The sequence below is a fragment of the Sphingobium sp. genome (genome assembly GCA_023266575.1).
In the GTDB taxonomy this organism is placed as follows: Bacteria; Pseudomonadota; Alphaproteobacteria; order Sphingomonadales; family Sphingomonadaceae; genus Sphingobium.
The window spans coordinates 142,495-156,488 of the sequence record JAHFPV010000001.1 but is presented as its reverse complement, the minus strand read 5'-3'; the positions used below and the strand labels follow the sequence as shown (position 1 = coordinate 156,488).

The window sequence follows — 13,994 nt, the reverse complement described above, 5'->3', positions numbered from 1 at the left end:
AAAGGCGGTGGCGGGCGTCGTCATTTGCGGCTTATCCTTGCGCAAAAGACACGGAGAAACGGATCGCATGAAAGCTGCAAGCCTTACCCTCGCCGCCCTGACCACGGCCATCGCCCTGCCCGCTCATGCCGCACAACCGGTCACTGGTCGTTGGGCCACGGTCGATGCCAAGGCGATCGTTCAGATTGCCCCCTGCGGCAAAAGCCTGTGCGGTAAAATCGAAAAGATCCTCAAGCCCACGCCGGGCCGCCCGAATACCGACGTGGAAAATGCGGACCCCGCCCTGCGTTCCCGCCCGTTGCTGGGCCTGCCCCTGCTGACCGGATTTTCCGATGCGGGGAGTATCTGGAAGGGAACGATCTATGACCCTGAAAGCGGCAAGAGCTACACGTCGAAAATCAGCCGTAACCCCAATGGCACCCTGAAAGTCCAGGGCTGCATCGCCTTCTTCTGCAAGACCCAGACATGGACGGCGGTGCGTTAAGGTCTGTTGTGGCCGATCTGTCGCAACGCGAACAAATCGACAGATCGGGCGTATTTTCGCCCGGTTTGATACAGCTGTTCACACACTGATGTTACATGGAGGACATAAGCGAAAAGATGTGAAATGTGAGGGGACGATGTTTGATTTTTCCTATGATCCTGACAGGAATCTGATGCGTCTGGTGCAAGAGGATTATTGGTCTCTTGCGGATTTCCGTGCCTTCGAATCTGAATTTACAAAACTGCACACGACCATCCGCAGGACCAACCAGAACTATCGCGTCCTGGCAGACTGCCGCCACTTTCCGGTGCAATCTGCTGCAATCAGTGAAGCCTTCGGCGCATTTTTCGATATGATCATGGCCGAAAACAAAGGGCATTATGCGATTGTCGTCGGATCGATGCTGAACAAGCTGCAAGCCAAGCGCGCCCTGCCCCAACCCCATGTTCAGATCTTTACCGATCCTGACGAAGCCATGACCTGGCTGTTCGAGGATGGCAGAATGCCCGCCTGAATTGCATTCACCTACTCCAGGATGAAATCGACCCCGGCCTTCGCATGGATCGACGTGCAGTCGTAAATCGGCAGCACATTGGCCTTCACATCGACGATCAGTTCCAGTTCGGTGCAGGCCAGCACCACCGCCTGCACATCCTGCTTGGCGATGTCGGTCATTTCCGACTTCATATAGCGTTCGGATTCGCGGCTGATCTTGCCCACGGTCAACTCGTCATAGACGATGCGGTCGATCCGCTCGGCCAGTTCCATGTCGGCGGGCAGCAGCGACACGCCATGCGCCACCAATCGCTGGCGATAGAATTTCTCGGTCATGACGTTGCGCGTGCCGATCAATGCGGCTTTCTCCACGCCGTCGGCCTGCATCTTCTTGCCGACCCGCTCGGCGATATGGAGGATGGGGACGTTCACCGCGCCCTGCACCCGGTCATAGACGCGGTGCATCGAATTGGCGCAGATCAGCAGCGCCCCCGCGCCCGCCGTCTCCAGCCGCCGCGCGGCCTCGATCAGCACGCCTGCCGCGCTGTCCCACTCCTCGTCGGTAGTACAGGCTGCAACGGTCGCAAAGTCCAGGCTCTCGATCAGTAGCGGCGCGCTATGCTGCCCGCCGCGGGCCCGATGCACCGCCTGGTTGATGATCTCATAATAGCGGGCAGTGGACGTCCAGCTGAGACCGCCGATCAGACCAAGTTTGTGCATAATGTGAAATCACCCCATCCGTTCGTGCTGAGTAGAGACTGAGCTTGTCGAAGGCTCGTATCGAAGCATCATGCACAGCGCATAATCCTTCGATACGCCATTTCGACTTCGCTCAATGGCTACTCAGCACGAACGGCCTAGGGGATTTGGCCGTCAAGGGGCAAGCGCTTAGTGCGCCAGCCCCTTGACGATTTCCTCGACCATCTTCTTGGCGTCGGCGAGCAGCATCATGGTGTTGTCCATATAGAACACCTCATTGTCGACACCGGCATAGCCGGCCCCGCCCATGGAGCGCTTGACGAACAGCACCGACTTGGCGTTGGCCACGTCCAGAATCGGCATCCCGTAAATGGGCGACGATTTGTCGGTCTTGGCCGCCGGGTTGGTCACGTCGTTCGCGCCGATGACGAAAGCGACGTCGGCCTGGCTGAACTCGCTGTTGATATCCTCCAGCTCGAACACTTCGTCATAGGACACATTCGCTTCGGCCAGCAGCACGTTCATATGGCCCGGCATACGACCTGCGACGGGGTGGATCGCATATTTGACCTTCACCCCTTCCTTCTTGAGTAGGTCGCCCATTTCACGCAGCGCGTGCTGCGCCTGGCTCACCGCCATGCCATAACCCGGCACGATGATGACGCTGTCGGCCTGCTTCATCAGGAAGGCGGCGTCCTCGGCCGATCCGCGCTTGTAGGCGCGGTCGATCACCGGCCCGCCAGCCCCAGCCGGTCCCGCATCGGCACCAAAGCCGCCCGCGATCACGCTGATGAAGCTGCGGTTCATCGCCTTGCACATGATGTAGGACAGGATCGCACCCGACGACCCCACCAGCGCGCCGGTGATGATCATCGCGCTGTTGCCCAGCGTAAAGCCCATCGCCGCGGCAGCCCAGCCCGAATAGCTGTTGAGCATCGACACCACGACCGGCATGTCTGCCCCGCCGATCGGGATGATCAGCAGGAAACCGATGATGAAGCTGAGCGCTGTCACGGTCCAGAATACCCATGGGCTTTGATCGGTCACGAAATAACCGATCAGCCCCAGGATCGCGGCCAGCGTACCCAGGTTGATGAGGTGACGCCCCGGTAGCATGATCGGCTTGCCCGACATATTGCCGTTGAGTTTCAGGAAGGCGATGATCGAGCCGGAGAAGGTGATCGCGCCGATCGCCACGCCCAGCCCCATTTCGATGCGGCTTGCATTGTGAATCTCGCCGGTAGCGGCATCGAGAATCCCGAACGCGCCTGGATTGAGATAGGCTGCCGCGCCCACCAGCACTGCGGCCATGCCGACAAGGCTGTGGAACGCCGCCACCAGCTGCGGCATGTCCGTCATCGCGATCCGCCGCGCGATGATGAAGCCGATGCCGCCGCCGATGACGATCGCACCGATGATTTCGGGCAGGCTCACCACATCATGGGTATAGAGCGTGGTCCCCACGGCGATCGCCATGCCGATCATGCCCATGCGGTTGCCGCGACGGCTGGTCGCCGGGCTGGAAAGCCCGCGCAGCGCCAGGATGAACAGGACGCCAGCGGCCAGATAGGCCAGGCTCACGCCCCATGGGATCTGTGCGATCTCATGCATCACTTGCGCTCCTTCTTCTTGTACATCGCCAGCATCCGTTCCGTGACCGCAAAGCCGCCGAAAATGTTGACCGATGCAAAGACGACCGCCAGCAGGCCCAGATATTTGGCCGCAGCGCTCCCCGCTTCCGCCGACGCGACCAGCGCGCCCACGATGATGACCGACGAAATGGCGTTGGTAACCGCCATCAACGGCGTGTGGAGCGCCGGCGTAACCGACCACACCACATAATAGCCGACAAAACATGCCAGCACGAAAACCGACAGGATGGAAATAAAGTCCATCATCCTACTCCCCGTTCGTCCCGATTTGGCTGCGGGACGTTGGCCTGAACGCGCGCCGCGCGAACAGGCGATTCCCCTAACCGAGCAGCCGCTCGTTCACGACCTTGCCGCCCTGCGTCAGGCGGATGGCGTTGCCGATTTCCTCGTCCAGCACCGGTGCGCCCTTTTCCTTGTCCCAGAAGGCGGACAGGAAATTGAACAGGTTGCGCGAGAACAAGGCCGATGTGTCAGTGGCCAGCCGCGATGGCACGTTGCGATGGCCGACAATCTTGACGCCGTGGCGCACGACCACTTCGCCCGCCACTGCGCCCTCGACATTGCCGCCCTGCTCGACCGCCAGATCGACGATCACGCTGCCCGGCTTCATCGACGCGATCTGCGCGTCGGTGATCAGGCGCGGCGCGGGGCGGCCCGGAATGAGCGCGGTGGTGATGACGATGTCCTGCTTGGCGATGTGCGACGATATGAGTTCGGCCTGCGCCGCCTTATATTCGTCCGACATTTCCGTTGCATAGCCGCCAGAGCCTTCACCCTCGATGCCCGCGACCTTCTCGACGAAGATTGCCTTGGCACCCAGCGATTCGATCTGCTCCTTGGTGGCTGCCCGCACGTCGGTCGCGCTGACCTGCGCGCCCAGGCGACGCGCCGTGGCGATCGCTTGCAGGCCCGCGACGCCCACCCCCATGATGAACGCGCGGGCGGCAGAGACCGTACCCGCTGCCGTCATCATCATCGGGAAGGCCTTGCCATATTCGCTGGCGGCATCCAGCACCGCCTTATAGCCCGACAGGTTCGACTGGGACGAGAGGATATCCATCGACTGCGCGCGGGTGATGCGCGGCATGAATTCCATCGCCAGCGCTTCATAGCCCGCCGCCGCATAGGCATCCACCCGCGCCCGTTCCCCGAACGGATTGAGGCCCGCCACGATCCACGCGCCTGGATTGGCCCCCGCTATGCTGGCGACATCCGGCCCCTGCACGCCCAGAACGATGTCCGCGCCTGCAACCGTCGCGGCGCGATCGGCCACACTGGCCCCGGCTGCGGCATAATCGGCATCAGCGACCGACGCGGTCAGTCCGGCGCCGGCCTCGACCGCGACCTGCGCGCCCAGGCCGATAAATTTCTTCACCGTCTCCGGCGTAGCGGCAACACGGGCTTCACCCGCGGCTTGCTCCTTCAAAACTGCAATCTTCATTATTTTGGCATCCCCTCCTGTTTGCGCGTCCCGGATTTAGCCGGAGATCAGCAGCACCACGAGGGCGGCCACCGCGATCGACGCGATCGTGCCCCACTTCATCACGCCGATGAAACCGGCATAGGTTTCGGTCGCACTTTTGATATTTCCGTCTGACGCCATGTCCGGTCCCCTTCTGTGGCGGTTGCGGCGAACCTCTTATCCTGTCGCGCCCCCCCCCTCAACCCGTAGCGCCACAAGAAAATCTTTCGCGGTTAAGCCCGCCTTTACCCCCCGTCCTTACCATAGGTCGCCTGTAGCTATTGAGGGGTATAAATGGCGCGCGACGGCATACCGATGCTGATGCTGATCGACGACGAACCGGCGCAAAGGCGGCTGGTTTCGGCGCTGGCGGCGCGCGCCGGGTGGCGGACGATCTTTGCGGGCGACGGCGAAACCGCCATTGCGACGCTTGGCACGCAGGACGGGATGCAGCTTGATGCGATCATCCTGGACCAGTGGAGTCCCGATTACGAGCCCGCTGGCCTGATCCGCGAGATTCGCGAACGTCGCCCTGCCCTGCCCATCCTGATTCTCACCGCTCATAATAATGTCGCGGTTGCCGTAGAGGCGATGCGCGCAGGCGCGACCGATTATCTGTCCAAGCCAATTGCGCCCGAACGGCTGCTCGCCGCGCTCAATGCGACGATCAGCGAGGGTGCCGCCCATGGCGAACTGCGCCCGCTCACCGAGAAGATCACTGCGCCCTTGTCCTTCGAGGATGTCGTAGGCTCCGCCCCGCAATTCCGCGCCGCCCTCGCCATCGCGGCCAAGGCCGCCCGCGCCCGCGTGCCGGTGCTGATCGAGGGCGAAAGCGGCGTCGGCAAGGATGTCATCGCCCGCGCCATCCATGCCGCCTCCCCCCGCCACAAGCAGGCGATGGTCACGGTCAATTGCGGCGCGATCCCCGCCAATCTGGTCGAATCCGAACTGTTCGGCCATGAACGCGGCGCCTTCACCGGCGCGTTCGACCGCCATGTCGGCAAATTCGCCAGCGCCGACACCGGCACCCTCTTCCTCGACGAAGTCAGCGAAATGCCTCTCGATGCGCAGGTCAAGCTGCTGCGCGTATTGCAGGATGGCGAAATGCAGCCGATCGGCGCGCGCCGCCCGATCCATGTCGATGTCCGCGTCATCGCCGCCACCAACAAGCGCCTGATCGAGGAAATAGAGGCCGGTCGCTTCCGCGAGGATCTCTATTACCGCCTCAATGTCGTCCAGCTGACCATTCCGCCCCTGCGCGAACGGATGGGCGATATCCCCGCGCTCTGCCGCCATTTGCTCGCGCGCATCGCGACCCAGCCGGGCTTGCGCGGCCTGGGCCTTACCGATGATGCGCTGGCGCTGCTGATGCAGCATGGCTGGCCGGGCAATGTCCGCCAGCTGCAAAACGCCCTCTTCCGCGCCGCCGTGCTGTGCGATGGCGACGCGCTGACGCCGCAGGATTTCCCGCAGATCGCGGCGCAGATCCGCGCGGGCGACCCGATCGACCGCCTGACCATCCGCCCGCGCGCCGCCAGCCAGCCGCACCGTGATGGCGCAGGCATTACTTTATTTGAGGGCGACGGTCATGTCCGCCAGCTTGCCGAGATCGAAGCCGATGTCATCCGCCTCGCCATCGGCCATTATCGCGGCCGCATGACCGAAGTCGCCCGCCGCCTGGGCATCGGCCGATCCACCCTCTACCGCAAACTGGCCGAACTGGGCATCGACAGCGCGGCGTGAAACGGTCCTCCGTCGCTCGACCGTTGTATTCTCCCCCCGGCTATGCTTTGGATCGGCGTATGAAAAACGTCGCGCTCATCGCCTGCCTGCCCGTCCTGCTCCTTGCCGCCTGCGGTCGCACCGAACCGGTGGCCGACATGCCAAGCCAGGAGGAACTGGCCGCCGCTGCCAATGCTGCAGCTGCCAGCGCGCTGGCCACGCAACAGGCCGCCGAGGACGCGGAACCCCGCAATTACGTCAATCTGGAACGGGGTTTTTCCGTCAGCTTCCCCGAAGGCTGGATGAAAAATGCGCAAGGCAGCACAGCCGATGGCGCCATCTATGAAGATAAGGGCGCGGGCGCGGACGTGCGCGTATTCTGGCAAAAGAATGACAATGACGAAACGCTCCAGCAGATCGTCGAAGCGGTCAGCAGCGGGGCCGAAGGGGTCGATGGCGATTATATCGGCGACAATGAATATCGCGGCACCGCCAATGACGGCGAAGGCAATAATGTCGCGGTCCGCCTGCTCAAACAGCCCGACGGATCGATCGTGACCGCCACCTTCGTCTATCCCGAAATGCTGAGCGAACAATATCAGCCCATCGTCGAAAAAACCCTCGCCAGCCTGCGCATCTTCGCGCCCAAGGGCGAGGCGGCGGCTCCGGCGGAAGCGGGTAACAGCGCGGCAGCGAAGCCAGTCGCGCCTTAAAACCCCGCCTCCGTTGACTTAAACCGCGCTCAACCCCGCATCGGCCAGCCCGCGCCACAGGTGCAGCGCCTGCACGCTTTCGCGCACATCATGTACCCGCACCATCTGCGCGCCCTGCTCCGCCGCACGGAAAGCCAGCGCGATCGATCCGCCCAGCCGGTCCGACGCGGGCGCTTCGTTCGACAGCGCGCCGATCAGCCGCTTGCGACTGCCCGCAAACAGCAAAGGCACGCCCAGCCCCTGAAAGGTCGCAAGGCCGTTCACCAGCGCCAGATTGTCGGCCAGCCCCTTGCCGAAACCCAGCCCCGGATCGACCATGATCTTCTCACGCGCGATACCGGCGGCAAGGCAGGCCGCGACCCGCGCCTCCAGATGGTCGAAAACATCGGCGACCACATCGCCATAGCCGCCCGGATTGTCGTGTGGGTCATCGCCCGCCGACGGCGCGTGCATCAGGATGACGGGACAACCCGCCGCCGCGACGACCTCCATCGCGCGCGGGTCATGCTGCAAAGCGCTCACATCATTGACGATTTTCGCCCCCGCGCCCAGCGCCGCTTCCATCACCGCCGCCTTGCGCGTGTCGATCGACACCGGCACGCCAGCCGCCGCAAGCCGCTCGATCACCGGCACGACACGGGCGATCTCGTCGCCCTCCCATAATTTCTCCGCGCGCGGCCGGGTGGATTCGCCCCCCACATCGACCAGCGCCGCCCCCGCCGCCGCCATCGCAAAACCTGCATCCGCCGCCGCCTGCGGATCGCCGACATGCTTGCCGCCATCGGAAAAGCTGTCGGGCGTGATGTTCAATATCGCCATGACCTGCGGCCCGTCGAAGCGGATCGTCCGCTCCCCCAGCACCAACGGCGCGCGCTGCGCCGAGATGTTGGCAGCCAGCATCCGCGCCCGCGGCGCCAGCGGTTCGGGCAGGCCCGCCACCGCCGCCTCAAATTCCGCCACCGGGACTGTCACCCGCGCCACCCGGTCGCTCCCGCGCAGCGCGGTCAATTCATAACCCTGAAACCACAACAACCCATTCCCCATCCGCGCCGCCGCGCCATCGGGCAGGCCGAAGGGCGACGGCACGAACCAGACCGGGCGCAGATGCAGCCGGGCGTGGGCGGGGATGGTGGGGAGAGCGACCATAAAATCTCCGTTCGGGCTGAGCTTGTCGAAGCCCTGTTCTTCTTGGAAGAAAAGTACGACCCTTCGACAGGCTCAGGGCGAACGGATGGGGAGTTTTAAGGCTCGTTCGCCAGCAAATAGGTCTGCCGCAGCGTGTCGATCGGCTGCAACTTGCCCTCAATCTCCACATGCCAGAAGGTCCAACCGTTGCAGCTAGGCGCGCCCTGCAAGGTCGCGCCCATCTTGTGGATCGATCCAGTGTCACTTCCCACCGCCAGCGATCCGTCTGCCCGCACCTCCGCGCTCCAGCGGCGCTTGACGTCGCTCAGCTTCGTGCCCGGCGCGATATAGCCGGTCTCGACCAGCGTGCCGAACGCCACCTTGGGCTGTTGCCGCGCGGTCTGCATGATGGTGAGCGAGGATTCATCGAGCGGCAATGCCGCCTCGATCCGCTCCAGCGCCACCTCGATATAGGCGTCCTCACGCTCGATGCCGATCCATTTGCGCCCCAGCCGCTTGGCGACTGCGCCCGTGGTGCCGGTGCCGAAAAAGGGATCGAGCACCACGTCGCCCGGCTTGGTGCAGGACAGCATCACGCGGTAGAGCAGCGATTCCGGCTTCTGCGTCGGATGCGCCTTCGTCCCGTTGCGCTTCAGCCGCTCCTGCCCGCCGCAGATCGGCAGGACCCAGTCAGACCGCATCTGCAATTCATCGTTCAGCGTTTTCATCGCTTTGTAATTGAACGTATATTTGGCGTCCTCGCCCTGGCTGGCCCAGATCAGCGTCTCATGCGCATTGGTAAAGCGCGTGCCCTTGAAATTGGGCATCGGGTTGGCCTTACGCCAAATGATGTCGTTGAGGATCCAGAAGCCCTCATCCTGCAACGCGGTGCCGACGCGGAAGATATTATGATAGCTGCCGATCACCCAGATGGTGCCGTTGGGCTTCAAAATGCGACGTGCCTGCGCCAGCCACGCCTTGGTGAAGCGGTCATAGGCGCCCAGCGTGTCAAACTTGTCCCAGTCATTATCGACCGCATCGACGCGCCCGCCTTCGGGCCGGAACAGGTCGCCGCCCAGTTGCAGATTATAGGGTGGATCGGCAAAAATCATATCGATGCAGCCATCGGGCAGCTTGGCCATCTCGGCGATGCAGTCGCCGCGTAGCAGGCGATCCGCCTCGATCGTGACTGGCGCGAGTGCAACCGCCTTCTTCCGCCGCGGCGCGACCCGTTCCATGACACCCATAATGCAACCCCCGTTCGATCTAAGGCCCAGCGATGAGTCCTTGGCAGACTCCCGTCAAGATCAGCAGCTTAGCGTTAACCTTTCTTAAAATGGTTAACATGGGGCGGAACGAAGGGGGTAGCCACTATATGTTGAGTCGTGAGGCCCAAGCGGGACTCAATATCGGCCAGTGTGGCGCAAAAGACTCAGCCCATCGCCCGCCAGACTTTTTTTGGTTAACGCGGCGCTGGCGGCTGAAATTACCCCTCGGCTTGACCATATCATAACCATATGGTTATGCCGCTATGATGACCAACAGCCCTAACGCCCCCGCCACGATCGACGCCCAGTTCAAGGCGCTGTCGGACGGCACCCGCCGCGCCCTGCTCGAATATCTGGTGCGCGAGGGCGAACAGAGCGTCCACGCGCTGACCGCCATTTCTGGCGTATCGCAGCCCATGGTGTCGCGCCACATGGCCAAGCTCAAACGCGCCGCGCTCGTGACCGCCCGCCGCACCGGCCGCGAAACCTGGTACAGCGCGCGGGCCAAGGGGCTGGCCCCGGTGGTGCAGTGGATGGCGGTCTATGGCGCGCTCTGGTCGCAACGCTTCACGGCGCTGGAGGGGATCGGCGAATGATGCGACACCGTCATGATGGCGCGGAACGCAGGTTGGTAAGGCGCGTTTGCCCGTGATGGAACACCGCCCCCTCATCGAACGCCTCGCCCGACATCTCGCCGCCACCCCCGACGACTGGCCCGCCCGTGTCGAGGACGCTGCCAGCATCCTGGCGATCCTCAAGCAACCCGACAGCGCCATGCTGGCGGCAGGGGACGCAGCCGCGTGGGAAGCGATGATCGACGCCGCGCTGCGCGAACGCTGGACGGTGACGCCCCCTGCCGCCGACGATCAGCCGCCCGCCGGGGCGGATGAGGAAGGCGAAATCCGCCTGTCCCCCGACGCCGTCGGCACCAACCGCGCCGACTGGGTCCATCTGCAAACGCCACAGGAGACATCGCCATGAAGGGGTTGATCAAACTCGCCATCGTCACCGGCCTCGGCGCGTTCGCGGTCAAGGGATGGCGCGACTGGATGGGCACCGCCCAGCCCCTTGACGATCGCGGGCCGGTCGGCTCGTCCGGCATCGTCCGCGACGCCGGCCCGCAGGAGGGGGTGGCGGCAAAAGATTGGGACAGGGTCGACGAACAATCCGACGAATCCTTCCCCGCCAGCGACCCGCCGGGCAATTATTGACCGGGGGCCAAATCCTCCCCTTAAAGCTGGGGGGACTTTAGACTCGTTCAGTTTACCCTTATCCGTTCGTCCTGAGTAGCCATTGAGCGAAGTCGGAGTCGGAGACGACCGCAGGTCAAATGGCGTATCGAAGGATCAAGCGCTGTGCATGATGCTTCGATACGAGCCTTCGACAAGCTCAGTCTCTACTCAACACGAACGGATATGATACAAGCTGAAGTCATCGCGCTCTGGAATACACACCCTTCCTTGCCCCCGCCCTGCCCGCCCCCTATTGAGGCGGCAAGACGAGCGGCCGATGGCCTGCCTTAAACTGGGGAATCTCACTTTATGCCTTCGGGTCTGATCGCGCTGCTCGATGATGTGGCGGGCATTGTTAAACTGACCGCGACTTCGCTGGACGATGTTGCCGCCGCCGCCGGCAAGGCGGGAACGAAGGCGGCGGGCGTGGTGATCGACGATGCCGCCGTCACCCCGCGCTATGTCATGGGCCTGACCCCGGACCGCGAGTTGCCGATCATCTGGAAGATCGCCAAGGGATCGCTGCGCAACAAGCTGCTGTTCCTGCTGCCCGCCGCGCTGCTCATCAGCGCGATGGCCCCTTGGCTGCTGCCCCCGCTGCTGATGCTGGGCGGCGCGTTCCTCTGTTACGAAGCGGCGGAAAAACTGCTGGAGGCAATCCAGGGCGGCCATGATGTCGCGCAGGAGGCGCTGGAAACGCACAGCTCGGCCGATCTGGAAAACCAGAAAGTATCGAGCGCGATCCGCACCGACTTCATCCTTTCGGGCGAGATCATGGCGATTTCGCTCGGCACGGTCGCAGCCGAACCGATCTGGGAACAGGCGATCATTCTGGTGGTCGTCGCCTTCCTGATCACCGCGGGCGTCTATGGCGTCGTCGGTTTCATCGTGAAGATGGACGATATCGGCCTGCATCTGGCCAAAGGCACCTCAGCAATTACCCGCGTCATCGGGCGCGGCATGGTGAAGGCGATGCCCGTCATCATGAGCATTTTGGCGGTCGTCGGCACAGCCGCGATGCTGTGGGTCGGCGGCGGCCTGATCGTCCATGGCCTGCACGAATTTCACTGGGACGCGATCCCCGGCACGATCCACCACGCCGCGCAGGGTGCTGCCAGCGCCCTGCCCGCTATCGGCCCGCTCATTGACTGGACCGTCAACGCCATCGGCGGCGCGATCGTCGGTCTGGTCGTCGGCGGCATCATCGTCGCCGCCCTGCATCTCATTCCCCGAAAGCAATAAAGCCAAGCCCATGTCCTCGCCCTGGCGCATTGAAGCCACCGCCCTTGTCGCCCTTGCGCTGCCGATGATCGCGGGCAATATCGCCTGGTCGGCGATCGCCGCGACCGATCTGCTGCTGCTTGGCCGTCTCGGCGCGGAATCGGTCGCGGCGGGCGCGCTCGGCATCAACCTGTTCCATGCGCTGCTCTTGTTCGGCATGGGGCTGGTCACCGCCGCATCGCCGTTGATCGCCAGCGAACGGGGCCGTCGCCGCCATTCGGTGCGCGACGTCCGCCGCACCGTTCACCAGACGCTGCGCGCCGCCACGCTGTTCGTCATCCCCGCTTGGGCAATCCTGTGGCAGAGCGAGGCGATCCTGCTCGCCATGGGGCAGGACGCGGATCTCGCCCATGGCGCGGGCCGGCTGATGCGCGGCCTGCAATGGGCTTTGCTCCCTTTCCTTGGCTTCACGACGCTGCGCACCTTCATCGCCGCACTGGAACGCCCGGTCTGGGGCCTGCTCATCATGCTCGCCGCCATCCCGTTCAATGTCCTGGCGGGCTGGGCGCTCATCTTTGGCCATCTGGGCTTCCCTCCGCTCGGCCTGTTCGGCGCGGGGCTGGCCAGCACCGCCTCCTCCTGCTTCCTCTTCTTCGGGCTGCTCACCGTCATCCGGATCGACCGCCGCTTCCGCCGCTACGCGCTGGTGGGCCGCTTCTGGACACGCGATCGCGAACGCCATCGGCAGGTCTGGGCGCTGGGCCTGCCCATCGCCATCACTTTGGGCTTTGAAACCACCGTGTTCAATGCCTCGGCGCTGCTGATGGGCCTCATCGACCGCGATTCGCTCGCTGCCCATGCTGTGGCGATCCAGATCGCCGCTTTGGTGTTCATGGTCCCGATGGGCATCGGCCAGGCCGCGACGATCCGCGTGGGCCTTGCCTATGGCCGCCATGACCGCGCGGGCGTGGGTCGCGCGGGCTGGCTGGCGCTGATGATCGGCACAGGCTTTGCCTGCTGCGCCGCTCTCGCCCTCATCCTTCTGCCGCGCACGCTAGTTTCCGCCTTTTTGGACCTCAACAATCCCGCCAATGCGCGCACTGTCCAGCTCGCTGTCAGCTTCCTCGCCGTCGCGGCATTATTCCAGCTGGTCGATGCCGCGCAGGCCGTCGGTGCAGGCGTGCTGCGCGGGGTGCAGGACACAAGGGTGCCGATGATCTTCGCGATGATCGGCTATTGGGTCGTGGGCATTGGCGTCGGCACGATCCTGGCCTTTCCGCTGCGGATGGCGGGGCTGGGTATCTGGCTGGGCTTGGCCGCAGGCCTGGGATCGGTCGCCGTGCTGCTGGTCACCCGCTGGTCGATGCGCGAACGATTGGGACTGATACGCGGGTGATACGATTGCGCCGCCCGGAAATGGTGCAGCGCACAAAGCAATTGATCGAATCGCCCAAATCGGTCAGATGTTGATCACTATGCAAGCCCCGACCGAGATTTTTGAAGCGATCGCGCTCCAGAAGTGCCTGATGGTGACCTATAACAAGATGGTCGTCACCCTGGCCCCGCACATCCTCTACACGCGCCACGATGAGTTGTTCATCGACGCCGTGACCGTGGACCGCGACGGCAAGCCCCCGCGCGAGCTTAAACTCGGCACCTTCAAGCTGGTGGGCCTGTCCGACCTTAAGGTATTGGACCAGCCGTTCGAGGCGATGCATGGCCTCTACGACCAGAATGACGACAAATATCGGAACGTCACCCTGTTCGCCGTCGCGCCGGAGAGCGCCGCCGCCTGATTGGTCGGCGATTGCCCATCACATATTACCCGTTCGCCCTGAGCGAAGTCGAAGGGCTCTGCTGAGCCGCAGGCGAAGCTGCTTCGCTCCGCTCAGGACAAGGCTTCAACTTCGCTCAGCCCGAA

The 13,994-nt window shown here is 63.5% G+C and carries 17 protein-coding genes; 10 read left to right on the top strand and 7 right to left on the bottom strand.

The genetic code is table 11. From position 1 onward, the window contains the following. Positions 1 to 67 precede the first annotated feature (67 nt). Positions 68 to 484, top strand: coding sequence for a DUF2147 domain-containing protein (locus tag Q0D44_RS00780; RefSeq protein ID WP_217672756.1), 417 nt, complete (start codon positions 68 to 70; stop codon positions 482 to 484). 136 nt (positions 485 to 620) lie between these two features. After that, positions 621 to 998: a hypothetical protein gene (locus tag Q0D44_RS00775; protein WP_294130934.1), complete on the top strand. Its 378-nt coding sequence runs from the start codon at positions 621 to 623 to the stop codon at positions 996 to 998. Between the two features lie 11 nt (positions 999 to 1,009). On the opposite strand, the gene Q0D44_RS00770 is transcribed toward Q0D44_RS00775, so the two are convergent. From Q0D44_RS00770 to Q0D44_RS00750, 5 genes are all read right to left on the bottom strand, one after another. Further along, positions 1,010 to 1,699 carry an amino acid racemase gene (locus Q0D44_RS00770; protein ID WP_294130933.1) on the bottom strand — a complete coding sequence of 230 codons (690 nt, stop codon included), beginning with the start codon at positions 1,697 to 1,699 and terminating at the stop codon, positions 1,010 to 1,012. A gap of 168 nt (positions 1,700 to 1,867) precedes the next feature. Beyond that, entirely contained in the window at positions 1,868 to 3,289 is a 1,422-nt protein-coding gene (locus Q0D44_RS00765; RefSeq protein ID WP_294130932.1) for an NAD(P)(+) transhydrogenase (Re/Si-specific) subunit beta, read from the bottom strand. Continuing rightward, positions 3,289 to 3,573, bottom strand: a complete 285-nt coding sequence (locus Q0D44_RS00760; RefSeq protein WP_006950157.1) for a proton-translocating transhydrogenase family protein — start codon at positions 3,571 to 3,573, stop codon at positions 3,289 to 3,291. The genes Q0D44_RS00765 and Q0D44_RS00760 overlap by 1 nt, the downstream gene beginning before the upstream one ends. Positions 3,574 to 3,649: 76 nt before the next feature. Beyond that, entirely contained in the window at positions 3,650 to 4,771 is a 1,122-nt protein-coding gene (locus tag Q0D44_RS00755; RefSeq protein ID WP_294130931.1) for an NAD(P) transhydrogenase subunit alpha, read from the bottom strand. Positions 4,772 to 4,807: 36 nt separating this feature from the next. Continuing rightward, positions 4,808 to 4,933 carry an aa3-type cytochrome c oxidase subunit IV gene (locus Q0D44_RS00750; protein ID WP_119744163.1) on the bottom strand — a complete coding sequence of 42 codons (126 nt, stop codon included), beginning with the start codon at positions 4,931 to 4,933 and terminating at the stop codon, positions 4,808 to 4,810. A gap of 153 nt (positions 4,934 to 5,086) precedes the next feature. Between Q0D44_RS00750 and Q0D44_RS00745 the strand changes: the two genes are divergently transcribed. After that, on the top strand, positions 5,087 to 6,535 hold the full coding sequence (locus Q0D44_RS00745; protein WP_294130915.1) for a sigma-54 dependent transcriptional regulator: 1,449 nt from the start codon (positions 5,087 to 5,089) through the stop codon (positions 6,533 to 6,535). 59 nt (positions 6,536 to 6,594) lie between these two features. Beyond that, on the top strand, positions 6,595 to 7,227 hold the full coding sequence (locus tag Q0D44_RS00740; protein ID WP_294130913.1) for a hypothetical protein: 633 nt from the start codon (positions 6,595 to 6,597) through the stop codon (positions 7,225 to 7,227). Between the two features lie 18 nt (positions 7,228 to 7,245). On the opposite strand, the gene folP is transcribed toward Q0D44_RS00740, so the two are convergent. Together folP and Q0D44_RS00730 are read right to left on the bottom strand one after the other, a co-directional pair. Beyond that, positions 7,246 to 8,373, bottom strand: coding sequence for a dihydropteroate synthase (gene folP, locus Q0D44_RS00735; RefSeq protein ID WP_294130911.1), 1,128 nt, complete (start codon positions 8,371 to 8,373; stop codon positions 7,246 to 7,248). Between the two features lie 95 nt (positions 8,374 to 8,468). Then, on the bottom strand, positions 8,469 to 9,599 hold the full coding sequence (locus Q0D44_RS00730) for a site-specific DNA-methyltransferase (protein ID WP_294130909.1): 1,131 nt from the start codon (positions 9,597 to 9,599) through the stop codon (positions 8,469 to 8,471). Between the two features lie 284 nt (positions 9,600 to 9,883). Between Q0D44_RS00730 and Q0D44_RS00725 the strand changes: the two genes are divergently transcribed. The 6 genes from Q0D44_RS00725 (at position 9,884) to Q0D44_RS00700 (ending at position 13,869) form a co-directional block, all read left to right on the top strand. Beyond that, a complete protein-coding gene (locus Q0D44_RS00725) occupies positions 9,884 to 10,216 on the top strand; it encodes a metalloregulator ArsR/SmtB family transcription factor (RefSeq protein ID WP_294130904.1) in 333 nt (110 codons plus the stop codon). Between the two features lie 55 nt (positions 10,217 to 10,271). Beyond that, a complete protein-coding gene (locus tag Q0D44_RS00720) occupies positions 10,272 to 10,601 on the top strand; it encodes a hypothetical protein (protein ID WP_294130901.1) in 330 nt (109 codons plus the stop codon). Next, positions 10,598 to 10,831 carry a hypothetical protein gene (locus Q0D44_RS00715; protein ID WP_294130898.1) on the top strand — a complete coding sequence of 78 codons (234 nt, stop codon included), beginning with the start codon at positions 10,598 to 10,600 and terminating at the stop codon, positions 10,829 to 10,831. The genes Q0D44_RS00720 and Q0D44_RS00715 overlap by 4 nt, the downstream gene beginning before the upstream one ends. A gap of 330 nt (positions 10,832 to 11,161) precedes the next feature. After that, a complete protein-coding gene (locus Q0D44_RS00710; RefSeq protein ID WP_294130895.1) occupies positions 11,162 to 12,094 on the top strand; it encodes a DUF808 domain-containing protein in 933 nt (310 codons plus the stop codon). A 10-nt stretch (positions 12,095 to 12,104) separates the two neighbouring features. Further along, on the top strand, positions 12,105 to 13,469 hold the full coding sequence (locus Q0D44_RS00705; RefSeq protein ID WP_294130892.1) for an MATE family efflux transporter: 1,365 nt from the start codon (positions 12,105 to 12,107) through the stop codon (positions 13,467 to 13,469). 79 nt (positions 13,470 to 13,548) lie between these two features. Then, positions 13,549 to 13,869, top strand: a complete 321-nt coding sequence (locus tag Q0D44_RS00700) for a hypothetical protein (RefSeq protein WP_294130888.1) — start codon at positions 13,549 to 13,551, stop codon at positions 13,867 to 13,869. Positions 13,870 to 13,994: the final 125 nt, after the last annotated feature.